Here is a 23,257-nt window from a genome sequence, read left to right on the forward strand (position 1 = left end):
ATTATAGCGCATCTTTGTCCGAATGAAACAAAAATCCACTCAAAAACCGTGAATTAAATGAGTAAAAAACGATTGCCCTTCGAAAAAGGCAACCGTTCTTAGGTATTTATTTTACAATTAAATTGTTCATATTCGCAAATGATTGAATGACTTTGGCTAGTTTGACCATTTGCGCCAAACGATTTCGCTTCAGCTTTTCATCATCCGCATGTACCATTGTGTGATCGAAATAATGAACAATCGGTGTTTTTAACGTATCTAGCGCCTCAAGTGCTGCGCTGTATTGCCCTGCTGCTACATGTTCCTTGACAGCTGTCTCTACTTGTTGATACGCCTCATATAGCTTTTGCTCATGCTCATTTTCAAACAGCTCAGGCTGAATCTCTGCATCTTCCCCTTTTTTACTGATTGAAATGACGCGTCCTAATGCTTCTGCCGTTTCTTTGAAGCTTTCTTGTTTCACGCTCTCTTCAAGAACAGCTGCTTTTTTCACGACTGCATAAGGTTCAATATTTTCAACATCCAGCACTGCATCCACAACATCATGACGGATATGCTCTGCTTGGAGGACATATTTTAAACGGTGTGTCAAAAATTCAATCAGAGCAGCTTCATGTTCTGCTTCTACTTGAGCAAGTGCCAAAAGCTCTTTAAATGAAATATTCCAATGACGATCGAGCAGGATTTGAACGATACCGCTCGCTTGTCTTCTCAGTCCATAAGGGTCTTGAGAGCCTGTTGGAATGACATCAATTGAGAAGAAGGAACAAATAGAATCCAGCTTATCTGCTACTGCCACAATCGCACCAATCAAAGTGGAGGGCGCCTCATCACCGGCAAAGCGCGGCATATAGTGCTCGTTGATGCTCTTTGCCACTTCTTCATGTTCGCCAAGTGCTTTTGCATATTTCTCGCCCATGATTCCTTGTAATTCTGGGAATTCATAGACCATTTGAGTCACAAGATCAAACTTCGAAATACTTGCTGCTCTTGCCACTCGTTTTGTCGTTTCGTCATCTGCACCGACATGCGCTGCTAGACGGGTCGCAATGTCTGCCACTCTCTTTAGCTTGTCGCCAATTGTGCCAAGTTTCTCATGGAATACAACTTTATCAAGCTTCTTAATATTGTCATCAATGACTAGTTTTTCGTCTTCTTTATAGAAGAATGCAGCATCTGATAAACGTGCACGAAGTACTTTTTCGTTCCCTCTTGCGACATTTTCAAGCGCCTCACTGTTTCCATTTCTGACCGTAATAAAGTGCGGCAATAATTCCCCTTGCTCATTTTTCACAGGGAAGTAGCGCTGATGCTCTTTCATTGTGGTCACTAATACTTCTTCCGGCAATGCAAGGAATTCTTCTTCAAAGGAACCAGAAAGCACCGTTGGATATTCTACAAGATCGTTGACTTCTTCTAGAAGCTCAGGATCAACAGGAATGACCCAGCCTTTTTCTGAAGATAGGGCATTTAGCTGCTTAGTAATGGATTGTTTTCTTTTATCTGAATCTGCAATGACAAATTGATCGCGCAATGTTTGCTCATAAGAAGCAGGCGAGTCGATGGTGGCTGCCCTACCAAGGAAACGGTGTCCTCTTGTCTCACGGCCGCTTTTCACCCCAGCAATTTCAACAGGTACAATCTCCTCTCCAAATAAACAAACAATCCATTTAATCGGACGGATATAGCGTAAATCTTTACTTCCCCATCTCATGTTCTTTGGAAAACTTAATGAGGCGGCGATCTCACCTAACGCTGGCAGAAGGTCTTTGACTTGCTTTCCTTCTTGAAACTTTTGGACATGAACGTAGTCCACTCCTTTGATCTCTTTAAAATAGAGATCAGCTGTTGAGGCACCTTGTCCGCGGGCAAAGCCTTCTGCTGCTTTTGTCCAATTGCCTTCAGCATCTTTCGCAATCTTTTTAGCTGGGCCTTTTGCTTCTTCTTTGATGTCTTCTTGTTTTTCTGCGACACCTTTCACGAGTACAGCAAGACGTCTTGGTGAGTTGAATAAAGCAACATCTTCAAATGAAATATTTTGCGTTTCAAACCATGCTTTTACTTTCTCACCTAGCTGCTTTGTGCTTTCCGGCATGAAACGAGCCGGCATCTCTTCTAAGCCAATTTCGAGTAATACATCTTGTTTATTCATGAGAAGCCGCCTCCTCTTTTAGCATAGGGAATCCCAATTTTTCTCGTTCTTCATAATATGTTTTGGCTACTTTTCTGGCTAACTGGCGCACTCTTCCGATATAGCCAGTTCGCTCGGTAACAGAAATCGCGCCCTTTGCATCGAGCAGGTTAAACGTATGAGAGCATTTGAGCACATAATCGTATGCTGGGTGAACAAGCCCTTTGTCCATTTGGCTATGCGCTTCCTTCTCATAGGTCGTAAATAACTCAAACAGCATGTCAGTATTAGATGTTTCAAATGTATAAACAGAGTGCTCATATTCAGCCATTAAGAATAAATCTCTGACCGTAAATCCGTCTGTCCATTCAAGATCGAAGACATTTTCTTTGTCCTGGATGTAGGAAGCAAGACGTTCAATACCGTATGTGATTTCAACGGAAACAGGCTTACATTCTAAGCCGCCGACTTGCTGGAAATACGTGAATTGTGTAATTTCCATCCCATCAAGCCATACTTCCCAGCCAAGTCCTGCACAGCCAAGAGATGGGTTTTCCCAGTTGTCTTCCACAAAACGAATATCATGTTTCAGCGGGTCAATACCAAGTGCTTTCAATGATTCAAGATACAGTTCTTGAATATTGTCAGGTGACGGCTTAATGATCACTTGAAATTGATGATGCTGATACAATCTATTTGGGTTTTCTCCATATCTGCCATCAGCCGGGCGTCTTGAAGGCTCTACATATGCTACCTTCCATGGCTCTGGGCCAATGCTTCGCAGGAACGTGTATGGACTCATCGTTCCGGCACCTTTTTCTGTGTCATACGCCTGCATTAATACGCAGCCTTCATTTGACCAATGCTTTTGCAGCGTCAAAATCATGTCTTGAATATTCAATGATCGCACCTCCATCTTTTCTACACCATCCGCTATGATATGGCGGGTGGGGATGAGAACCTCGTAAGAGAACACAAAAACTCCCGTCTCTATGCTCGCAAGGCTCCTTGCAAACATAGGGACGAGAGTTTTTCCCGCGGTTCCACCCTATTTGCTGGTGTCGTAGCATCCAGCCGCTTTGTTTTACGTTGCTCAAGAATGCCTTTCGTTACGCCTCCATCCTTAGCTCACACCGCCCTAAGGTCGCTTTTAATGAATTCTGCGTAAGTACTTCTTTCTGTCAATGCAACATATTTTATCTTAGATGATCTTACAAAAAGTCAAGGGAGATGTCAACTTTTGTTTTCCCCGCCCATTAGCTTTTTCATGGATTCCATCTGATTCATGAATTTTTTTGATTTCAAATAAAGGCCTGAATACTCTTCATAGTAGTGATCGAGCACTTGACGAATTTCTTGTTTCGTCTGCGGTTTCACATCAACCTGACCGAGCCTTGATAAATCAAAATAATGAAATAAACGGAGCAGCCTTGCAGCTGCTGGGGATAAGGGCAGTTTATACGGATCTTTAGAAAAGCAATTTTGGCAAATGAAGCCGTTATCTCTAATAGAGAAATGAAACTGCCCTTCTTTTTGACCACAATGGACACATTGATCAAGTTCAGGCTTCATTCCCATTACTGATAACATTTTGACCTCTACGATAAATAAGATAATATCAGCATCTGTGCCTTCATTCAGATGACGCAGAGATTGATGCAGGAGCTCAAACAAATAAGGGTTTGGCTTTTTTTTTTCTGTGCCTTTATCGAGTAACTCTGTCATATATGCGGCATATGCGGTCAAAAATAAATCCTCCCGAATGGTTCGCATACTTTCAAACATTTCGCCTTGCTGGAGCGTTCCAAGTCCTGTTGATGATTGGATCAGGAAGGTTCCGTATAAAAACGGCTGGCTTATGGCTGACAGGCGGCTGTTTGATTTTTTTGCACCTCTTGCCATCACGCCAATTTTCCCATGTTCTCTAGTGAGCAGCGTGACAATTTTGTTTGTTTCGCCATAATCTGTTGTTCTAAGGACGATTCCTTCACTTTTAATGAGCATTTGTCTACACTCCGAGCATTGGAGGGGGTCAAGAATTATAAGATTGGAAAATCAAATCGTGCTATCTCTTCTTCAAGTACATCGGGTCTTTCCAGGTTCTCCTTTTCTAACTCTTTGAAAAGCAGATACGTGTCAACGCTTCCTGTTTGTGAAAATACGTTCCATGTAAAATTCAACATAAAAACCCCACCTTTCTTTATTAGAAGCAGCAACGCTACATCCAACATATTAATTTTATCTTGACCAAGCTACCTCCATTTCATGATAAACAATTTTTACTAATCGAACCGCACCATTGTCAGATTTTATGACAACAGCAGAGATTTTTTAATATTCGTCTTCTCTAAATCCGAAGTCACGAAGGTGAGTGGATTTATTACGCCAGTCCTTCTGAACCTTTACCCAAAGCTCCAGATACACTTTTGAACCGAGAAGTGCTTCAATATCTCTGCGTGCTTTTTGTCCCACTTCTTTTAATAAGCTGCCTCGTTTACCAATGACGATCCCTTTTTGTGAATCACGTTCTACGACAATGGTCGCCGCAACATGGATCTTGCCATTTTCATCTGGCTTAATGGATTCGATCGCAACTGCAATACTGTGCGGGATCTCTTCTCTCGTTAAATGCAGCACTTTTTCACGAATTAATTCAGAAATAATAAACCGTTCTGGATGATCTGTTACTTGATCTGCCGGATAAAATTGAGGGCCCTCAGGAAGATAACCTTCAATCTGCTGAAGAAGCGTGTCAATGTTGTTTCCTTCAAGAGCTGAAATTGGCACAATTTCCTTAAATGGATAACGTGTGCGGTATTCATCAATTAAAAGGAACAGCTCATCTGGGTGAATTTGGTCGATTTTATTGACGACTAGGAATACCGGTGTAGATGTTTGCTTGAGTCGTTCAATGATGAATTCATCACCCTTGCCATAGCCTTCCTTTGCATTGATCATAAACAAGATCAGGTCGACTTCCTTCAGTGTATTTTGAGCCACTCTCATCATAAAATCACCAAGCTTATGCTTAGGTTTATGAATCCCTGGTGTATCGATAAAGATCGTTTGTGACGTGTTTGTTGTTAAGACACCTTGCACTTTGTTTCGTGTCGTTTGGGGCTTATCACTCATGATCGCGATCTTTTGTCCAATCACACGATTAAGAAAGGTTGATTTTCCTACATTTGGTCTTCCAATAATTGATACAAATCCTGATTTGAAGCTTTCGTTAGTCATTTAAATCCTCCGGTGAAAATGCGCCTGGCAATAGTTCGTTTACTGTTGTTTCGTATATATGTCCTTTTAAGTTCGTTAGAATCACTGGCATATCAGGTGCACATAGCTCTGAAATGACCTGTCTGCATGCGCCGCACGGCGAAACAGGCCGGTCTGTATCAGCCACTACCGCTAGCATTTGAAACGATGTGATGCCTTCTGAATAGGCTTTAAAAAGTGCTGTTCTTTCCGCACAATTACACATACCATATGCTGCATTTTCAATGTTGCAGCCGCCATACACTTTTCCATCATTCGACAATAATGCTGCACCGACTTTGAATTTTGAATAGGGTACATATGCAAAATCTCTTGCTTTAACTGCTTCTGAAATCAACTCTTGTTTGTTCATTCCTAGTTCCCACTTTCAGAAGAAATGGACCCACTGTCACATTTATATTTTACATAATTCACGTGACATTTTCACGCCCATTTCTAAAAATGTTAATAAATAGTAATATTGTTCTATTGCATGATCTTCGGTAAGAAGATGATTACCCCAATCATAACCGAAACCGCGGCGTAAACGCAAACAGCGCCTGCTGCAGCGTCCTTCGCTCTCTCTGCAAGAGGGTGCTTATCTTCTGTCATCAGGTCCACTGTATGTTCAATGGCTGTATTGACAAGTTCAAGCGCAAACATCCCCCCGCATAAAAGCAAAACGATCGTCCATTCGAATGGTTCAATGTGAAACCAAAAGCCGCAGATCACCACGATGATGGCTGCGACTGTGTGAAATCGAAAATTCCGTTCATTCAAGAAAGTTCGCCATATTCCTCTAAATGCATAATAAAAACTCCGAAAAAAACGGGCAAGCGGCCTTCTCTTCTTACGAAGATCTTGAAAGGCCATAATCATCCAAGATCTTTGTCTGTTTGGCGAACATTTCTTTTTCATCTTCTTCTGTCATATGATCAAACCCGAGCAAATGAAGGAACCCATGAATGGTGAGAAATCCAAGCTCTCTCATAAAGGAATGTCCATATTCCTCTGCCTGCTCTTTCGTACGGTCCACACTAATGATGATGTCGCCGAGTACAGGCGGAATATCATCAGCACCAATGATTTCAATTTCCCCTTCTCCTTCTTCCTCAAGTGCAAAGGAGATGACATCCGTTGGTGCGTCTTTCCCGCGGTATTCTTTATTGATTTGATGAATCTCTTCATTCGAGACGATCGTCACTGATACCTCCGCTTGATCTTTGACCTCAAGGGCATCTGCAGCGAACTGAAGAAGCTTTTCCACTTCTTCAAGCTGCTCTTTTGATACTTGTCCTGTTTCATCTATTAAATCGATTAACAATGTCATTTACTTCACCTTCTGCTTCGGGGCATCTGGATATTCAATCCGAGAATGAAAAATCCCCTTTAATGTTGTACAAATCGTTTGACCAATAATATTTAATTCTTTAAATGTCAGATCACATTCACTAAATTGCCCATCCTGCATTTTATCTGAAATAATGCCTTTGACGAGCTTTTCGATTCGCTCTGGATTTGGATTATGCATCGATCGTACTGCCGCTTCAACGCTGTCCGCTACAGAAATAATTGCCGCTTCTTTTGATTGCGGTTTTGGACCAGGATAACGGAATTCTTCCTCTGTCACCTGATCATCACGCTCTTTTGCCTTATAGTAAAAGAACTTTAACAGTGACTTCCCGTGATGCTGTTCTGCAATATCGACAAGCTCTTCAGGAAACTTCTTTTCTCTCAGCATATCAGCTCCATCTGTCGTATGGGCAATAATGATATTTTTACTTAGCTGAGGAGAAAGCTTGTCATGCGGATTATCAATGTTCATTTGGTTTTCGATAAAGTATTGCGGTCTTTTCGTTTTCCCAATGTCATGATAATAAGCGCCGACCCTTGCTAAAAGACCGTTTGCGCCAACTGCTTCACATGCAGCATCCGCTAAATTTGCCACCATGACACTATGATGATATGTACCTGGTGTCTCTGTTAAAATCTTTTTGAGCAGCGGATGATTTGGGTTTGATAATTCAATCAGCTTCATTGTTGAAAGGATGCCGAACATACTCTCAAACACAGGCATTAACCCGATGACCAAAATAGATGATGCAAACCCTGACACAAACGCCATCATGAGGTTCACACCGATTTCAAGCCCTGATGGTGAGGAGTTTTGGATCAGCGTAATGGATAGAACCACAAGGACATTCACCAAAGCGACCCAAAGCCCTGCCTGCAATATTTTTGAACGTGCATTATGCTTTCTCAAAAATAAAATGCCCGCCATCCCGTTCACAAGGTAATAAGCACAGATCACATAGTTAAAGACGCCGGTTACCCCTTGATTAAACATCATACTGCCGCAAAGAGCAAATACAAGGCCAGAGAAGATCGCTAGCCGCTCATTGATAAGCAGCTTGATCAGCATCGTGCCAAGTGCCACTGGGACCACATAACCTATTGTCGTATACTTCGTTTCCTGGAAGAGACTGAATACTTCCATGATGACTAAAATAATGGTGAAAATAAGCGAGTAGAGCAGCAACGACTTATTCTTATGAACAAGCGATTTTTTCCTCGTTTCAAGTGAATGAATAATCGCTGCTAAAAACAGACCAATCAATATCATAAGACCGCTTACAGGCTTAATCAAATTGGAGCTGTTTAAGAGGCCTGTCAGTTCTAATTTACGATACACTTCCCGGTCGATAAGTTCTCCTTCTTCGACTAAAATTTGCCCTTGCTTAATCTGAACCGGCTGAATATTATCAGCTGCTTCTTGTCTTTTCTTCTCTGTAGCCACTGGATCAAATACATAGTTTGGAATGATCGCAAATTCACCGATTTCTTTTGCTGCATTTAAGTATTTTGATGGAATTGAATTATTTTCAAGCTCTGTTTTCACTTGTTTTTTCTCATCTTGTAATTTCGCTGCTGTGATTTCTTTACTCATCAGTGAATTCACCACTGTGATGATGGAATCCTTAGTAAAAGAGAGATTTTCGTCACTTGCCTGAAGCAGTGCTTTGATGGATTGGTCTGAAACAGCCTCCTGCATATCTGATGTGAGTTTTTCTTTGACACGCTTGACCATTTCTTTATCTGATGGCGGATTCTCTTTTTCATCAGCTGCTTTCTTCTCTTCTTTAATGGCTTCAAAAAGGGAGGAGATGAGGTCAACACGATTGTCAGAATACGCTTTTTTGAGTGTATATTGATCCTCTACTTGATCTGTTGCTTCTTGCTTCTTTTCTTCTGTCGCTTCTTGATCATCGACGGTTGATGGAGAATAGATGGTCTGTTCGCTCACTGAAAATAAATCTAAGTCGAGCGATTCAGGCTTTACATGGAAGAAGAGCACCACGAATAGAATGGCTGCTAAACCAGCGTATAGCAAAACATTTAAATAACGTGAGCGCTCCATTTTCTGAGGTTCTTTTTTAGACAGCAGTCTTTTGCGCTTACTGTCTTTCTGATTCTTTCTCAAGGAAAGTACCTCCTTTTTTACTTTAAACCACGATCGAAACAAAATGACCCGATGAAGACGATCGGGTCACTAAGTTCATTTTTGCTTTTCGTATGCTCCGATGATCTTCGCCACAAGCGGGTGTCTGACCACATCTGTCTGGTCTAGCTCAATAAATGAAATGCCCTTGATCTCTGCAAGCATGTCCTTTGCAGCTGCAAGGCCAGACTGCATGCCCTTCGGCAGATCAATCTGTGTAATATCTCCTGTAATGACCATTTTAGAGCCAAACCCAAGTCTCGTCAAAAACATTTTCATTTGGGCAGGCGTCGTATTCTGCGCTTCATCTAAAATAACAAATGCATCATCGAGTGTCCGCCCTCTCATGTAGGCAAGAGGCGCTATTTCAATCACGCCGCGCTCGATTAAACGTTCCGTATGATCACTGCCAAGCACATCATGCAAGGCATCATATAGTGGTCTTAAATAAGGATCTACTTTTTCCTTTAGATCACCTGGTAAAAAGCCAAGACTTTCTCCTGCTTCAACAGCTGGTCTTGTCAGGATAATCCGTTTCACATGTCCATTTTTCAGTGCATGTACCGCGTTGACGACTGCCAAATACGTCTTCCCTGTTCCAGCTGGTCCAATTCCAAAGACCAAGTCATCTTTTTTCATTGCCGCAGCATATTCCCGCTGGCCAATGGTTTTTACTCTGATTGACTTTCCTTTTGCATTTTTCGTAATTTCATCTTCATACATATTTTCAAAATAATTGAGCTTGTCTTTTTGCGCCATTTTAATGGCATAGACGACATCCCGTTCAGAAATCTCAATTCCTTTTTGGATGAGATGTAAGAGAGATGTAATCAGACGGCTCGCTGTTTCTCTTGATGCTTCCTGACCAGAAACATACACCTTTTCTCCGCGCGTAATAATGGAGACATTCAGCTCGTTTTCCATCAGTTTCAGATAAGCATCTTGATTTCCAAATAAAGCAATCGCTTCGTTTGGGCTATCTAATTTTTGTTGAATTTCAAGTAAATGTTCTGTCATTCTCTAGTCTCCCTGAACAATAGGTGTTGGTTGAACAATATCTTCTATTACTTGGTAAAGGATGATTAACTTAACTTTACCATTCCCTGTTGCCTCGTGCAAAACTTTTTCACTTTTCACCTCTCCTGTTTGACCTAGCTTCTCTTCTAATTCTTTTTTACCCATTTTAATCCCTGCTTGAACCGCTTCTTTATTTGTGTATTTCCGGTTTATTTTTTCGCTTTCGCGTGTCGTTTCTTTTTCATAGGAAAATGGGAGCTGGAAGTTTAAGAAATGGAGTGGGTGAACTTCAGTTTCTGTTTTTGGCTGCTTAAAATCATCTTTTTTAAAGGAAAAGCCCCAAAATGGCATTGAACCTCCAAATGCGGAGAGCTTGTGCTTTGTCTTCATTTTACCCGTAAAGACATCAAAAGATGTTCGAAGAGGGACAGAAACTTCAGAACGATACCACGTTTCACCATAAATTTTCGCTTTAGCACCAACCGTTTTTTGCTGGTCTTCGCTGCCGATGAGGCCAGAGACGAGCATTTGTCCTTTCTTCACATGTTCATCAACTGCGGCAAGCGGCTCCCCTTTTTCCACATACATTCTCGTGATGACCGCCTTCTTCTTGGCCACAATATGCTGTGGACTCGTATATTTCTCTTTTTCCGGCTCATTTTTTTCCACAACTTTCATTTGAAATGTTGTACCGTTTAGTTCAACGCCAACCCATGTAATGCTTTGAATATTGGCGGTCAGTGATTTTTGAATTTTTTCAGGTGTTCCCATTAGAAACTGAAAACGGCCTTTTTGCACACCAATCTCGTCTAAATGCTTTCTCATCTGATGTTCAGTTTCTGGATTGGCTCCTTTAATATCAATTTTCCACACCATGTTTGAAAGTGCCAATATCGTCACTAGAAAGAACACAATCCCAAGGGTAAACCCAATATTCTTCCTTGACCATAGGAGAAGAAACGGAAATCCCTTCTTTTGATGAAATGAACATGTTACCTCATGATGTCTTTGTACTTTTCTGAAGGCATGTACATCTGATAAGCGAATAAATAAGCGCACGCTGTCTTGACGGCGGCTCACTTGAAACATTGTGATCCCCTGTCTCGTGCACTCATTGATGAGCCGCTCAATGCCGTCTCCCTTGATTTCCACTTCCACTCTGCCAATAAAATAGGCGAACCATTTATTCTTCACACTTCTCCCCTCCGTCAGTTAAGAATCAATATAACGGACCTCATCGATTTTCCCTTCTAATAAGATCTCTTCTGGCAAAATCGTTTTAATCACAAAATCTTTCCCTGAAATAATGCATTGTCCTTGTTTGAGCATCAGCCTTACCTCTTGATCACTGAAAAGTAACAGCCCTTTATGATTCTCTATGTAAATGTGGAGTCTGCCAACCATCGTAATACGGGGAAGATCCATCATGACGTCTGGAGGGATTTCAAGTGTTCTTGTCAGCCATGCTTTAAGTCGATTTTTTCTTTTTCCCATTCAATTAGAACCCCTTCCCGCCCCATGTGTATGAGATCAAACTGAAAGATGGTGAGACTGATGAGAAAGTCTCTATATCATCCTATTCCTCAGCGGTTCAGATCATGCTAATGAATCCCGCAAAACAGCCGTTTCATCATTTTTACTGCGAGAAATCTCCATCAGGTCAAACAAAAAAAAAGCCCCTTTATATGGGACTTTCTTGTTTATCTGTTATATGGCCGTTTCATCGTTCTGTGCGGCTTTTTCGCGCGCGGCTCTCCAAATACTTCTCCAAGGATCATCCCCTGAACAATTGTATCTTGGTTGAGCTTCTCAATGATCTTTGGCTTCACTTCGGCAGAAGCAGCCTTTGGCCTTGTCAGTTCTCTTTCAAGCGATTGGAATTCTCTATTCAGCTCGCTTTTTCTTTCTTCCATTTCGGCAAGTGTATCGGTATAGCGGTCCTGTAAGGATTGAGATGTTTTTTTCTTCATCCCGCCATGATCATGTACATCGCCGAAATCGTCCATCTGATCCGTCACGACTGGATCTGGACTTGTTTGTTTTGTTTGCTTTTGGGGCATCTGCTTACGCTGAGGAGCTGGCTTGTTTTGCTGATTCTTTTGTTCGTTCTCCTCTTGTTTGCCGATTTTCCCAAAGACAGCAGAGATGATACCGATGATAATCGCAATTAGTAACGGATTTTCAAATAGAATGTCCATTGGGCTCCCTCCTTAAAGCGTGAGAGGATGCTTATTTGTTTTCATTATCAGATGGACCTTTTGTCATTTTACCAAATGAATCTCTCATGTCCGTATCAGCATCGATATTCTTAATATTCATGTAGTCCATGACTCCAATATTCCCTTCACGTAATGCTTCAGCCATGGCAAGTGGTACTTCAGCCTCTGCTTCTACAACTTTCGCGCGCATTTCTTCAACTCTTGCACGCATTTCTTGCTCCTGGGCAACAGCCATTGCGCGGCGTTCTTCCGCTTTTGCCTGTGCAATGTTTTTATCTGCTTCTGCTTGGTCTGTTTGCAAAATTGCCCCGATGTTCTTACCGATATCCACATCTGCAATATCAATCGAGAGAATTTCAAACGCAGTACCTGAATCTAATCCTTTACCAAGAACCGTTTGAGAAATCATATCTGGATTTTCTAGAACCTTTTTATGATTATTTGATGAACCGATTGTAGAGACAATCCCTTCACCTACACGAGCAATGATTGTTTCTTCCCCTGCACCACCGACAAGTCGTTCGATGTTTGCACGAACTGTAATACGTGCTTTTGCTTTTACTTCAATCCCGTCCATTGCCACACCAGAGATAAATGGTGTTTCAATGACTTTAGGGTTTACACTCATTTGTACAGCTTCAAGTACGTCACGGCCTGCTAGGTCGATCGCTGCACAGCGTGCAAAGTTCAATTCGATATTCGCACGTTGAGCCGCGATCAATGCATTTACAACACGGTCAACGTTACCACCTGCAAGGTAGTGACTTTCTAATTGGTTAATCGTCACATCAAGACCTGCTTTATGTGCTTTGATGAGCGGGTTGACCACTCGGTTTGGAATGACGCGGCGAAGTCTCATTCCTACAAGTGTAAAAATGCTTACCTTTACGCCAGCCGCTAGGGCAGAAATCCACAGCATCACCGGTACAAAGGTGAAGAAGATCGATAGAACGATCAGACCTGCTGCGATAATCACAAATAATAGTAAAGTAGATGGATCCATTTTATTCCTCCTATAAAATCAGTTATCTATACTTTCCTCACGACAATGCGTGAGCCTTCCGCTTTCACAATTTTTACTTGTTCATCCTTATCGATGAATGCACCTTCTGATACAACATCAATGCGCTCATCTCCAAATACTATTGTACCTGACGGACGAAGTGCGGTTGCTGTCACCGCGATTTGCCCAACAAGATCTTCTCTTGTTTCATTTGAGACATAACCGCTTTCCTTATTGGTTGAATCGGTTAAAATGAACTTTTTGAAAAATTTCATACGTTTCCCCAACACCTTTGTCAATATAATAACTGCTATGATTGAAACAGCAGTGGCAATCAAGATGGAAATCGCCATTTCTGTAAAGCTTCCAGCTGCTAAAAATAAGCTGACAACCACACAGATCAGTCCAATGACACCTACGATTCCCCCCGGCAAAAACAATTCCAGAATCATGAGCAATATCCCTGCTAAAAACAGGAACAACGTCTCATATCCTGCAAAACCAGCCACGAGATGACCATAAAAGAATAAAAGAAGCGCTGTCACTCCCATCGTGCCTGGAATCCCAAAGCCAGGAGAATAGAGCTCAACAATTAACCCTAAGCTTGCGATGGATAAAAGGATTGGAATGACGATCGGGTGCGTGAGAAAGCGCGCAACCTTTTCAGCAAAGCTCACTTCATCGTATTGAACAGAAGCGTCGGCTAACTTCAGCTTCTGAAGCAAGTCATCCATATTTTTCGCTTCCCCTTCTGCATAACCGAATTGAAGCGCACGGTCTGTGTTGAAGGTGAGCAATTCTCCTTTTGGTGCACCAGCTTCTTTTGCGTCTATATCTACATCTGCCATTGCAAGTGCATACTTTGGATCACGCCCCTGCTTTTCGGCAGCGTCACTCATTTCAGCAAGCCATAGCGATTCAGATTTTTGGTCGGCAGCATTGCCTTCTCCATCAATGATCGCAGCAGCCCCCATCTTTCCATTTGGGGTCATATAAATATCGTCGGCATTTAGTGCAAGGAATGCCCCAGCAGAAAGCGCTCTATGATTCACAAACGCTGTCACAGGAATATCAGACGCACGAATGGTATCTGCGATCTCAAGCGCCGCATCGACTGCACCACCTGGTGTATTGATGTCTAGAATGATATGTTTCGCTCGTTCGGACTTTGCCTGCTCAAATGATCGTTCAATAAATTGAGAAAGTCCTTTTTCTACTGTATCTTCAATTGGGATAACATGAACTTTTTGATCTACTGATTTCGCGGTCAATTGAACCCCTAATAATAAGCATATTATAAAACAACTGAAGAGAGCAATAGAAATTTTTATTTTTTTCATCTATTTGGTGATCCCTCCTCTCTATCTTCCATTTTACCGTTCCTTTACATACGTTACAAATGTATCATAGGTTTCATTTTTATATGACAGAATGATGAAGGTATAAAAAAAGTACCCTTCTAACAATAGAAGGATACTTTTTTATTGAGACAGCTGTTCGCTGACAAGTCTGTTAATGACAGCTCCATCAGCTTTACCTTTTACTTTTGGCATAATAGCGCTCATGACTTTACCCATATCAGTCTTCGATGAAGCACCTGTTTCAGCGATCGTTTCTTTCACGATCGTTTGCAGTTCTTCTTCAGAAAGCTGTTCAGGTAAATAAACGTCTAAGATGTCAATCTCTTTTTGAACTTTATCTACTAAATCTAAGCGATTAGCTTTCGAAAATTCATGGAGGGAGTCTTTACGTTGCTTAATCTCGCGGGAAAGGACGGTTAGTTCCTCATCGCCGGTCAAACTGTCTTTCTTAAGCTTAATTGCTTCATTTTGGAGCGAAGCCTTAACCATCCGAATGACAACAAGCTTGTCTTTCTCACGGTTTTTCATAAAAAGCTTCATATCAGAATTTAATTGCTCAAGAAGACTCATAAAATCCACCCTCTTTAGAATTTACGTTTTCTAGCAGCTTCAGACTTTTTCTTGCGCTTTACGCTAGGCTTTTCATAAAATTCACGCTTTCTTGCTTCTTGCAATGTTCCAGTTTTGGATACACTGCGTTTAAAGCGACGAAGAGCATCTTCAAGCGATTCGTTTTTTCTAACGACCGTTTTTGACATTCTCTTTCCCTCCCTCCGAATACACCAATCGACTGCATTAAAAAAAGATATACATGCAAAACATGTACCTAGATATTATAATATAAGCCTAGTGTGAGGTCAACTAAGTGATTTGGAAATATATTTTCGTCATGAGCAGGTAGACAAGTCCATATATTCATTGGTAAGAGGAGGACTTTTCTATGATGGCGATCATTTATTTTTGTGCACTTATTTTCATTTTTTTATGGTCAATGGGTTTGCTGAGAAAAGGATTAATGGCGCTTGCGTCGTCTCGTATTGAGAAATCACTTCTTCTCTTTACAGATCATCCGGTAAAAGCATTCTTAGTCAGCATCGTATTTACAGGGATTCTTCAAAGCAGTTCAGCGTTTATGGTCATCGTGATTGGCTTTGTCAGTACAGGTATTCTCTCTTTTAAAAAATCCATTCCAATGATTCTTGGTACCAATATTGGCTCTACGTTTACAACAGAATTTATCGCCATTAAAATGGATGTTTTCATGTGGGTCTTGATCCTAGCTGGTCTGATATGCATCATGTTTGGCAGAAAATCTTTTAGGCATGCAGGAAAAAGTATATTTGGGCTCGGGATGATCTTTTTTTGTATTCAAGGCTTTTCTAAAATTGCAGGTATGATGACAAGTCAGCCTGAGACATTGCGCTTTCTTGAAATGATGCAGCATTCTGACTGGACGGCGCTGCTTTCGGGTACCATTTTCACAGCGATTGTTCATTCGAGCTCCGTCTGTATCGGCATTTTAATGGGGTTTATGAATGAAGGAACTGTTGGACTTCAGGAAGGCATCAGCTTTGTGTTAGGGTCAAATATCGGGACATGTATTACAGCCGTAATGGCTGCCATATCTGGCGGCTATGCAGCACGTCAAACGGCTTATGCACACGTTTTGTTTAATGTGCTCGGCGTGCTTTTATGTCTCCCATTTCTCGCCATGATGACGGAATTCGTCGCCCTTCTTGCAAACGCTCCAGCCCAGCAAATTGCGCACTTCAGCCTGCTGTTTAATGTGGCAAGCTCTTTGCTTTTCTTCCCGTTCATTCATCCATTTCACACATTGATCTTATGTCTTTTACCAAATCAGTCAAAATAAAAAAACCAGCTTGCCCTTTTGGCAGCCGGTTTTTTTATCTATTATGAGGTCATTCTCACTTTGTCTGTTTGCACATCATCACTGATACGAACGAATTGTCCTTCGTTATAAGGATAACCCGCTTTCATGATTTTCACTTTGACCAAACGGCCGATCATGTCCTCTGTTCCTTCAAAAACAACCTTCATATAGTTATCTGTATATCCCACATAAAGATTGTGCTTTCCTTCTTGTTCTTTGAAGGATTCTTCCGGAATAATCTCTAGGACATCTCCTTCATAAGCTGATGCATATTCTTTCGCAAGCTGGTCAGAAAGAGCAATCAAGCGGTGGACGCGTTCGTTTTTCACATTTTCATCCACTTGATCTTCCATTCTTGCAGCTGGCGTACCTGTACGTTTGCTGTAAGGGAATACGTGTAGTTCAGAGAATTGATGGTCTTTGACAAAATTGTACGTTTCCAAAAACTCTTCCTCTGTTTCCCCAGGGAATCCAACAATCACATCAGAGGTGACAGCAAGGCCTGGCAATGCTTTTTTCAGCTTTGTTAAACGCTCTGCAAAGAATTCCATCGTATATTTACGGCGCATTCTTTTCAGGACTGTATTCGAGCCAGATTGAAGCGGGATGTGCAAGTGTCTGACAATCTTATCTGACTGATCAAGCACTTCAATCACTTCATCTGTAATTTGGCTTGCTTCGATAGATGAAATACGGATTCGTTTTAAACCGATGACACGTTCATCTAATTCTTTCAGAAGCTTTGCAAAGTTATAATCCTTTAAGTCTTCTCCGTATCCGCCTGTGTGAATACCTGTTAATACAATTTCTTTATAGCCGGCATCCACAAGCTGCTGCGCTTGGTTGATGACCTCTTCTGGATTACGAGAACGAAGAAGTCCGCGAGCCCAAGGAATAATGCAGAATGTACAGAAATTGTTACAGCCTTCTTGGATTTTTAATGAAGCGCGTGTTCTGTCTGTAAATGCAGGAACATCGAGTTCTTCAAACACACGTGCTTTCATGATATTGCCAACCCCATTAATCGGCTGTCTTTCTCTGCGATATTCTTCAATGTAATCGAGTAATTTATGTCTGTCTTGTGTTCCAACGACAATATCAACGCCAGGAATCGCCATAATTTCTGCTGGAGATGTTTGCGCATAACAGCCTGTTACACAAATGACACCATCCGGGTTATGACGAATGGCTCTTCTAATAACTTGGCGGCTTTTCTTATCGCCTGTATTCGTGACCGTACATGTATTAATGACATATACGTCTGCTTTTGATTCATACTCTTTTCTTTCATAGCCTGCTTCTTTAAACAGCTGCCAGATCGCTTCTGTTTCATAGTGATTGACCTTACAGCCAAGTGTATGGAACGCTACTGTTCCCATCATGATTCACCTCTTAATAACTCTGTTTGATAAGATATAGCAGAAAGCGCGTAAAGAGGAGCTGTTTCCGTTCTTAAAATGCGTGGTCCGAGCCCGCAAATGACTGCACCAAGCGTTTCAAGCTCGTCAATCTCCTTTTCTGCCAAACCGCCTTCAGGGCCAAAAACCACTAGCAAGGTTTGTCCGCCTTTCATCTGTTGAAGCACAGTTTGAAAGCGGCTTTGCTCTCCTTCTTTCGATGATTCTTCGTATGCAACGACACATTTATCGAATTCACCAGCTAATTGAGTCAGCTCTTTAAATGTTGATACTGGATCAACACGAGGAATGATATTCCGGTAGGACTGTTCAGCTGCTTCTTTCGCGATTTTCTCCCAGCGCTCTCGTTTTTTATGTGACTTCTTTTGGTCAAGTTTTGTAATAGAACGAGCCGCTTGAAATGGGATAAATGCACTTGCGCCAAGCTCTGTGCCTTTTTGGATAATCAGCTCAAGCTTATCTCCTTTTGGAAGACCGCTCGCAATTGTTACTTTTACCGGAAGCTCTCTGTCCTGATTTGTCCAGCCTTCAACGTGACAAATGACTTCTTCCTTTGTTATTGTATCAATTTTACTGAGCGCTTCAAAGCCGTCTGTCGTTAAGCAAAGGATTTCCTGCCCTGCTTTCATGCGCATGACGTTGGAAAGGTGATGTACATCTTCACCATTGATGACGATAGATCCCTTTGCGATCACTTCTTCTTTCGTGAGGTCGATAAAATATCGTTGCATACGTGTCCTGACACCTACTCGCTTTATTTTTTCGCTATAATGCTGACCCAATCTTCCATTGACAGCACTTCAACAATGTCAAAACCTGCTTCTTCTAGTGCTGTTTTGACTTGTAATTTCTTTTGTCCAATGATGCCTGATGTAATGAAATAGCCATCTTTCTTCAATAAGTCATAGGCTTGATCTGTAAAGCGCAAAATCACTTCTGCGAGAATGTTGGCGACGATCACATCACGTTCACCTGAAATCCCATCAAGTAAGTTGTTTTGCTTGACCGTCACTTGTTCGCTTACACCATTTAGCTCGATGTTTTGCTTCGCACTTTCAACCGCAACGGTGTCGAGATCAAAGGCTTGAATGTCCTTTGCACCAACCATCGCTGCTGCCACACTTAAAATCCCGGAGCCTGTTCCAACATCAATCACCGTATCGTTTTCCTTCACATAGCGCTCAAGCGCCTGAATACAAAGAACGGTTGTTGGATGTGTCCCTGTTCCAAAGGCCATTCCTGGGTCCATTTCAATAATCAGTTCATCAGAATGAACCGGAGTATATTCTTCCCATGTTGGAACGATGGTGAATTTTTCAGAGATTTTCACAGGATGATAGTATTTTTTCCATGCCGTGGCCCATTCTTCTTCATTTACTTCACAAATGGACAGCGTATTTCGTCCAAGATCAATATCGTATAGAAGAAGATTATTGATGGCTTCTTTGATCTCATCTACCGTTTCCATTAAAAAGCTGTTCATTGGAAGATAGGCTTTGACGATGACCCCTTCTTCAGGATAGTCATTCGGATCGAGCTGGTAGATCTCACCGTATACATTTTCACGTTCCTTGACTAAATCAAGCGGGTCCTCAATCACGACACCACTAGCACCTGCTTCATGCAAAATATTGGTGATCGGTTCCACCGCTTCATTTGTTGTATGGACGCTAATTTCTGACCACTTCAATACTACCAACTCCTTATCCGTCTTACTCGCCTTTAAATGCACGTTTCACCTTATCGAAGAAGCTCATTTCTTGTTCGTCCGGTTTATTTCCGCTCACTTCAGCAAATTTTCTAATGATATCTTTTTGATTGTCCGTTAAATTTGTCGGTGTGACGACTCGTACAACGATATGCTGATCGCCTTGGCCATAGCCGCGTACATTCTTCACACCTTTTCCTTTGAGTCTAAACTTCGTGCCAGTTTGCGTGCCAGCAGGGACTTTCAATTTCACTTTACCGTGTAATGTCGGCACTTCAATTTCGTCACCTAATGCAGCCTGTGCAAAAGTTAGCGGCATTTCGCAGTAAATGTCATCTCCATCACGTTCGAAGAATTCATGCGAACGCACATGGAACACAACAAATAGATCGCCTGGAGGTCCTCCATTTACACCTGGTTCCCCTTGACCAGACACTCTGAGCTGCTGACCATCGTCAACACCTGCTGGGATCGTTACATTGATTTTCTTACGCTTACGCACTTTACCAGAGCCGCCACATGTAGAACATTTGTGATCGATTTGTTTTCCTGTTCCGCTGCAGTAGTTACATACTCTGCGGTTGACCACTTTACCAAACGGAGTTGACTGCTCAACATTTAATTGACCAGAGCCGCCGCAATGTGAACAAGTCTTTGCTTCTGTCCCAGGCTTTGCCCCTGATCCATGACATGTTTCACATGATTCCTCGCGAGGGATTTCAATCGTTGCTTCTTTCCCAAATGCTGCTTCTTCAAATGAAAGCGTCATTGTATATTGCAGGTCTGCTCCTTGACGCGGTGCATTTGGATCTCTTCTTCTGGCTCCGCCGCCAAAAATACTAGAGAAAATGTCATCAAAGCCGCCGAAGCCGCCAAAGTCTCCTCCTCCGCCAAAACCGCCGCCGCCAAAGCCTTGGTTTGGATCGGTATGACCGAACTGGTCATATTGCGAACGTTTTTGATCGTCAGAAAGGGTTTCATAGGCTTCTTTTACTTCTTTGAATTTCTCATCTGAGCCAGCTTCTTTATTAATATCAGGGTGATACTTTTTTGAAAGCTTGCGGTATGCTTTTTTGATCTCGTCTTTTGAGGCGCTCTTACTCACGCCAAGCACTTCATAGTAATCACGCTTACTCATCTCTTCACACTCCCGATTTTCTCACATAAATACGATTGTATCATTTTGATTTGACCTTTTTCAATTGCTTTCATCATTGGAAAGAAAAAAAGTCAAAGCCAAGAGATCCTGACTTTGACTTTCTGACGAGTACGTTTCAGCAGTCTTTTTCAAAAGTAAAGGTGATTATTTTTTCTCTTGATCGTCGTTTACTTCTTCGTATTCTGCATCCACTACATTGTCATCTGCTTTTTGAGCACCTTCAGCGCCGCCTTCTTGCTGAGCTTGTGCTTGTTTTGCAGCTTCTTCATAGAGCTTTGTCGTTAGTTCTTGAACGATTGTTTGCAGCTCATCTTTTTTCGCTTTGATGTCTTCAAGCTCGCCTTTTTCGATCGCAGCTTTCAGTGCATCTTTCGCGTCGTTTGCTTTTTTCACTTGCTCTTCATCGATTTTGCCTTCTAGATCTTTTAATGTTTTTTCAGTTGTAAACACTAATTGATCTGCTTCATTGCGCACTTCGATTTCTTCTTTTTTCTTCGCATCTGCTTCAGCATTTTCTTCTGCTTCTTTCACCATTTTTTCGATCTCATCATCAGAAAGACCTGAAGAAGATTTGATTGTGATGTTTTGCTCTTTGCCTGTACCCATATCTTTCGCACGTACGTTGACAATACCGTTTTTATCGATATCAAAAGATACTTCGATTTGCGGTACGCCGCGTGGTGCTGGCGGGATGTCAGTCAATTGGAAACGGCCTAATGTTTTGTTGTCTGCAGCCATTGGGCGCTCACCTTGCAGGACATGGATGTCTACCGCTGTTTGGTTGTCAGCAGCCGTTGAGAATACTTGAGATTTACTTGTTGGAATGGTTGTATTACGTTCAATCAGCTTCGTGAATACGCCGCCCATTGTTTCAATTCCTAAAGAAAGTGGTGTTACGTCAAGAAGAACAACGTCTTTGACATCTCCTGTGATGACTCCCCCTTGGATCGCCGCACCAAGAGCAACCACTTCATCAGGGTTTACACCTTTATGAGGCTCTTTGCCTGTTTCTTTTTTGATTGCTTCTTGTACTGCAGGAATACGAGTTGATCCACCAACAAGGATGACTTTATCAATCTCGCTAGCAGATAAACCAGCATCTTTCAATGATTGACGTACAGGTGTCATTGTACGCTCTACAAGATCTGCAGATAGCTCTTCGAATTTAGCACGCGTCAGCGTTAATTCAAGGTGAAGAGGACCTGCTTCTCCAGCTGTGATAAATGGCAATGAGATTTGTGTAGAAGATACACCAGAAAGATCTTTTTTCGCTTTTTCAGCAGCATCTTTTAAACGCTGAAGCGCCATTTTATCTTTAGAAAGGTCAATACCATTTTCTTTTTTGAATTCAGCTACTAGGTGATCAATGATAACTTGGTCAAAATCGTCTCCACCAAGACGGTTGTCACCAGCAGTTGAGCGTACTTCAAAGACCCCGTCTCCAAGCTCAAGGATTGATACGTCAAATGTACCGCCGCCAAGGTCGTATACAAGAATCGTTTGATCTTCTTCTGTTTTATCTAAACCATACGCAAGTGCAGCTGCTGTTGGTTCGTTGATGATACGTTCTACTTCAAGACCAGCAATTTTACCAGCATCTTTTGTTGCTTGGCGTTCTGCATCGTTGAAGTAAGCAGGAACTGTGATAACAGCTTTTGTTACTTCTTCGCCAAGATAGCCTTCAGCATAAGATTTAAGGTGTTGAAGAATGATTGCAGAGATTTCCTGCGGTGTATAGTTCTTGCCTTCAACTTCTACTTTATAATCTGTACCCATATGTCTTTTAACAGACATGATCGTGTTCGGGTTTGTAATTGATTGACGTTTCGCTACTTCACCAACTTGGCGCTCTCCGTTTTTAAAAGCGACAACAGATGGTGTTGTACGTGCTCCTTCAGCGTTTGCAATAACTTTTGGCTCTCCGCCTTCAAGTACTGCAACACATGAGTTTGTTGTTCCTAAGTCAATCCCAATGATTTTACTCATAATCGATGACCTCCCATTATGTAGTTATTGATTTACTTTTACCATTGATGGACGAATAACTCGGTCTTTGAGTTTATAGCCCTTTTGCAATTCTTCTACTACGATATTTGAATCGACGTTTTCATCTTCAACTTGCATGACGGCTTGATGAAGGTTTGGATCGAACTCTTTGCCGACAGCTTCAATCGGTTCAACGCCTTCATTTTTCAACGCTTCTACCAGCTGGCGGTAAACCATTTGCATTCCTTCTAACAAACTTTTCGTCTGCTCATTGTCTGGATCAATTCCAAGCGCTCTTTCAAAGTTGTCAAGAGCTGGGAGAAGATCGCTGACAACATGTTGAGAACGATATTTTTGCACGGTCTCCACTTCAGTTCGAGCACGGCGTTTATAGTTTTCAAAATCTGCTTGAACACGCAGAATTTTGTTTTCTTTTTCATCTAGAAGCTGCTGCAATTCATCGATTTTCTCTTGGAAGGCAGACTGTTCATCATGTGTTACTTCCTCAGTATCTGCTTGAACTGCTTCTTCTTGTGCTTCAACCTCTGCTTCTTGCTCAGGTGTCTGTTTTTCTTCTGACATTGTGTTCACCTCCCTCAAAAGATTCAAG

General features: G+C 41.8%; 24 protein-coding genes. 1 reads left to right on the plus strand and 23 read right to left on the minus strand.

Translation table 11 applies throughout. From position 1 onward, the window contains the following. Nucleotides 1-106 precede the first annotated feature (106 nt). The 17 genes from glyS to rpsU form a co-directional block, all read right to left on the minus strand. On the minus strand, nucleotides 107-2,152 hold the full coding sequence (glyS, locus tag C6Y01_RS07165; RefSeq protein ID WP_034661343.1) for a glycine--tRNA ligase subunit beta: 2,046 nt from the start codon (nucleotides 2,150-2,152) through the stop codon (nucleotides 107-109). Next, the gene (glyQ, locus tag C6Y01_RS07170; protein WP_012010611.1) at nucleotides 2,145-3,032 is read right to left on the minus strand and encodes a glycine--tRNA ligase subunit alpha; all 888 of its coding nucleotides are present in this window, start codon (nucleotides 3,030-3,032) and stop codon (nucleotides 2,145-2,147) included. The genes glyS and glyQ overlap by 8 nt, the downstream gene beginning before the upstream one ends. Nucleotides 3,033-3,364: 332 nt before the next feature. Continuing rightward, entirely contained in the window at nucleotides 3,365-4,135 is a 771-nt protein-coding gene (recO, locus tag C6Y01_RS07175) for a DNA repair protein RecO (RefSeq protein WP_106037992.1), read from the minus strand. Between the two features lie 35 nt (nucleotides 4,136-4,170). Further along, on the minus strand, nucleotides 4,171-4,314 hold the full coding sequence (locus C6Y01_RS07180) for a YqzL family protein (protein WP_003217288.1): 144 nt from the start codon (nucleotides 4,312-4,314) through the stop codon (nucleotides 4,171-4,173). 148 nt (nucleotides 4,315-4,462) lie between these two features. After that, nucleotides 4,463-5,368: a GTPase Era gene (gene era, locus C6Y01_RS07185; RefSeq protein WP_099726610.1), complete on the minus strand. Its 906-nt coding sequence runs from the start codon at nucleotides 5,366-5,368 to the stop codon at nucleotides 4,463-4,465. After that, a complete protein-coding gene (locus C6Y01_RS07190; protein WP_034661347.1) occupies nucleotides 5,361-5,759 on the minus strand; it encodes a cytidine deaminase in 399 nt (132 codons plus the stop codon). The genes era and C6Y01_RS07190 overlap by 8 nt, the downstream gene beginning before the upstream one ends. A gap of 113 nt (nucleotides 5,760-5,872) precedes the next feature. Continuing rightward, nucleotides 5,873-6,259, minus strand: coding sequence for a diacylglycerol kinase family protein (locus C6Y01_RS07195; protein WP_106037993.1), 387 nt, complete (start codon nucleotides 6,257-6,259; stop codon nucleotides 5,873-5,875). After that, nucleotides 6,237-6,716, minus strand: coding sequence for an rRNA maturation RNase YbeY (gene ybeY / locus C6Y01_RS07200; protein WP_012010615.1), 480 nt, complete (start codon nucleotides 6,714-6,716; stop codon nucleotides 6,237-6,239). Before ybeY ends, C6Y01_RS07195 begins: the two co-directional genes overlap by 23 nt. Then, nucleotides 6,717-8,828 (minus strand): HD family phosphohydrolase, encoded by a 2,112-nt coding sequence (locus tag C6Y01_RS07205; protein ID WP_370876313.1) that lies wholly within the window; start codon nucleotides 8,826-8,828, stop codon nucleotides 6,717-6,719. It abuts the gene before it with no gap. A gap of 114 nt (nucleotides 8,829-8,942) precedes the next feature. Continuing rightward, entirely contained in the window at nucleotides 8,943-9,902 is a 960-nt protein-coding gene (locus C6Y01_RS07210; RefSeq protein ID WP_044139415.1) for a PhoH family protein, read from the minus strand. 3 nt (nucleotides 9,903-9,905) lie between these two features. Continuing rightward, nucleotides 9,906-11,096: a sporulation protein YqfD gene (gene yqfD, locus C6Y01_RS07215; RefSeq protein WP_106037994.1), complete on the minus strand. Its 1,191-nt coding sequence runs from the start codon at nucleotides 11,094-11,096 to the stop codon at nucleotides 9,906-9,908. A gap of 18 nt (nucleotides 11,097-11,114) precedes the next feature. Beyond that, a complete protein-coding gene (yqfC, locus tag C6Y01_RS07220) occupies nucleotides 11,115-11,396 on the minus strand; it encodes a sporulation protein YqfC (RefSeq protein ID WP_012010618.1) in 282 nt (93 codons plus the stop codon). A 206-nt stretch (nucleotides 11,397-11,602) separates the two neighbouring features. Further along, nucleotides 11,603-12,100, minus strand: a complete 498-nt coding sequence (locus C6Y01_RS07225) for a hypothetical protein (RefSeq protein WP_106032755.1) — start codon at nucleotides 12,098-12,100, stop codon at nucleotides 11,603-11,605. Between the two features lie 31 nt (nucleotides 12,101-12,131). After that, nucleotides 12,132-13,124, minus strand: a complete 993-nt coding sequence (floA, locus tag C6Y01_RS07230) for a flotillin-like protein FloA (protein WP_044139418.1) — start codon at nucleotides 13,122-13,124, stop codon at nucleotides 12,132-12,134. Between the two features lie 26 nt (nucleotides 13,125-13,150). Continuing rightward, entirely contained in the window at nucleotides 13,151-14,464 is a 1,314-nt protein-coding gene (locus C6Y01_RS07235; protein ID WP_044139420.1) for an NfeD family protein, read from the minus strand. Between the two features lie 141 nt (nucleotides 14,465-14,605). Next, nucleotides 14,606-15,055, minus strand: a complete 450-nt coding sequence (locus C6Y01_RS07240) for a GatB/YqeY domain-containing protein (protein ID WP_003217508.1) — start codon at nucleotides 15,053-15,055, stop codon at nucleotides 14,606-14,608. 14 nt (nucleotides 15,056-15,069) lie between these two features. Further along, on the minus strand, nucleotides 15,070-15,243 hold the full coding sequence (gene rpsU / locus C6Y01_RS07245; RefSeq protein WP_003152957.1) for a 30S ribosomal protein S21: 174 nt from the start codon (nucleotides 15,241-15,243) through the stop codon (nucleotides 15,070-15,072). Between the two features lie 182 nt (nucleotides 15,244-15,425). Between rpsU and C6Y01_RS07250 the strand changes: the two genes are divergently transcribed. Continuing rightward, nucleotides 15,426-16,355 (plus strand): Na/Pi symporter, encoded by a 930-nt coding sequence (locus C6Y01_RS07250; RefSeq protein ID WP_106037995.1) that lies wholly within the window; start codon nucleotides 15,426-15,428, stop codon nucleotides 16,353-16,355. A gap of 41 nt (nucleotides 16,356-16,396) precedes the next feature. Here the strand turns inward: C6Y01_RS07250 and mtaB are convergent, their stop codons facing one another. The 6 genes from mtaB to grpE form a co-directional block, all read right to left on the minus strand. Beyond that, nucleotides 16,397-17,755, minus strand: a complete 1,359-nt coding sequence (mtaB, locus tag C6Y01_RS07255) for a tRNA (N(6)-L-threonylcarbamoyladenosine(37)-C(2))-methylthiotransferase MtaB (RefSeq protein ID WP_106037996.1) — start codon at nucleotides 17,753-17,755, stop codon at nucleotides 16,397-16,399. Then, on the minus strand, nucleotides 17,755-18,525 hold the full coding sequence (locus tag C6Y01_RS07260; RefSeq protein WP_034661360.1) for a 16S rRNA (uracil(1498)-N(3))-methyltransferase: 771 nt from the start codon (nucleotides 18,523-18,525) through the stop codon (nucleotides 17,755-17,757). The genes mtaB and C6Y01_RS07260 overlap by 1 nt, the downstream gene beginning before the upstream one ends. A 23-nt stretch (nucleotides 18,526-18,548) precedes the next feature. Continuing rightward, nucleotides 18,549-19,484, minus strand: a complete 936-nt coding sequence (gene prmA, locus C6Y01_RS07265) for a 50S ribosomal protein L11 methyltransferase (protein ID WP_003217481.1) — start codon at nucleotides 19,482-19,484, stop codon at nucleotides 18,549-18,551. 22 nt (nucleotides 19,485-19,506) lie between these two features. Continuing rightward, nucleotides 19,507-20,640 carry a molecular chaperone DnaJ gene (dnaJ, locus tag C6Y01_RS07270; RefSeq protein ID WP_003217525.1) on the minus strand — a complete coding sequence of 378 codons (1,134 nt, stop codon included), beginning with the start codon at nucleotides 20,638-20,640 and terminating at the stop codon, nucleotides 19,507-19,509. Nucleotides 20,641-20,805: 165 nt separating this feature from the next. After that, nucleotides 20,806-22,647 carry a molecular chaperone DnaK gene (dnaK, locus tag C6Y01_RS07275; protein ID WP_034661361.1) on the minus strand — a complete coding sequence of 614 codons (1,842 nt, stop codon included), beginning with the start codon at nucleotides 22,645-22,647 and terminating at the stop codon, nucleotides 20,806-20,808. A gap of 24 nt (nucleotides 22,648-22,671) precedes the next feature. Then, nucleotides 22,672-23,229: a nucleotide exchange factor GrpE gene (gene grpE / locus C6Y01_RS07280; protein WP_034661362.1), complete on the minus strand. Its 558-nt coding sequence runs from the start codon at nucleotides 23,227-23,229 to the stop codon at nucleotides 22,672-22,674. Between the last annotated feature and the right edge of the window lie 28 nt (nucleotides 23,230-23,257).

Source organism: Bacillus sp. NMCC46, from assembly GCF_002998465.1.
Lineage (GTDB): Bacteria > Bacillota > Bacilli > Bacillales > Bacillaceae > Bacillus.

Coding starts and splice junctions, on each gene's coding strand:
- C6Y01_RS07250 (WP_106037995.1), top strand. CDS start 15,426: ATGATGGCGATCATTTATTTTTGTGCACTTATTTTCATTTTTTTATGG.
- mtaB (WP_106037996.1), bottom strand. CDS start 17,755: ATGGGAACAGTAGCGTTCCATACACTTGGCTGTAAGGTCAATCACTAT.
- C6Y01_RS07235 (WP_044139420.1), bottom strand. CDS start 14,464: ATGAAAAAAATAAAAATTTCTATTGCTCTCTTCAGTTGTTTTATAATA.
- recO (WP_106037992.1), bottom strand. CDS start 4,135: ATGCTCATTAAAAGTGAAGGAATCGTCCTTAGAACAACAGATTATGGC.
- grpE (WP_034661362.1), bottom strand. CDS start 23,229: ATGTCAGAAGAAAAACAGACACCTGAGCAAGAAGCAGAGGTTGAAGCA.
- C6Y01_RS07210 (WP_044139415.1), bottom strand. CDS start 9,902: ATGACAGAACATTTACTTGAAATTCAACAAAAATTAGATAGCCCAAAC.
- C6Y01_RS07195 (WP_106037993.1), bottom strand. CDS start 6,259: ATGGCCTTTCAAGATCTTCGTAAGAAGAGAAGGCCGCTTGCCCGTTTT.
- floA (WP_044139418.1), bottom strand. CDS start 13,124: ATGGATCCATCTACTTTACTATTATTTGTGATTATCGCAGCAGGTCTG.
- rpsU (WP_003152957.1), bottom strand. CDS start 15,243: ATGTCAAAAACGGTCGTTAGAAAAAACGAATCGCTTGAAGATGCTCTT.
- ybeY (WP_012010615.1), bottom strand. CDS start 6,716: ATGACATTGTTAATCGATTTAATAGATGAAACAGGACAAGTATCAAAA.
- C6Y01_RS07190 (WP_034661347.1), bottom strand. CDS start 5,759: ATGAACAAACAAGAGTTGATTTCAGAAGCAGTTAAAGCAAGAGATTTT.
- era (WP_099726610.1), bottom strand. CDS start 5,368: ATGACTAACGAAAGCTTCAAATCAGGATTTGTATCAATTATTGGAAGA.
- C6Y01_RS07180 (WP_003217288.1), bottom strand. CDS start 4,314: ATGTTGAATTTTACATGGAACGTATTTTCACAAACAGGAAGCGTTGAC.
- C6Y01_RS07260 (WP_034661360.1), bottom strand. CDS start 18,525: ATGCAACGATATTTTATCGACCTCACGAAAGAAGAAGTGATCGCAAAG.
- C6Y01_RS07240 (WP_003217508.1), bottom strand. CDS start 15,055: ATGAGTCTTCTTGAGCAATTAAATTCTGATATGAAGCTTTTTATGAAA.
- glyS (WP_034661343.1), bottom strand. CDS start 2,152: ATGAATAAACAAGATGTATTACTCGAAATTGGCTTAGAAGAGATGCCG.
- dnaJ (WP_003217525.1), bottom strand. CDS start 20,640: ATGAGTAAGCGTGATTACTATGAAGTGCTTGGCGTGAGTAAGAGCGCC.
- dnaK (WP_034661361.1), bottom strand. CDS start 22,647: ATGAGTAAAATCATTGGGATTGACTTAGGAACAACAAACTCATGTGTT.
- yqfC (WP_012010618.1), bottom strand. CDS start 11,396: ATGGGAAAAAGAAAAAATCGACTTAAAGCATGGCTGACAAGAACACTT.
- C6Y01_RS07225 (WP_106032755.1), bottom strand. CDS start 12,100: ATGGACATTCTATTTGAAAATCCGTTACTAATTGCGATTATCATCGGT.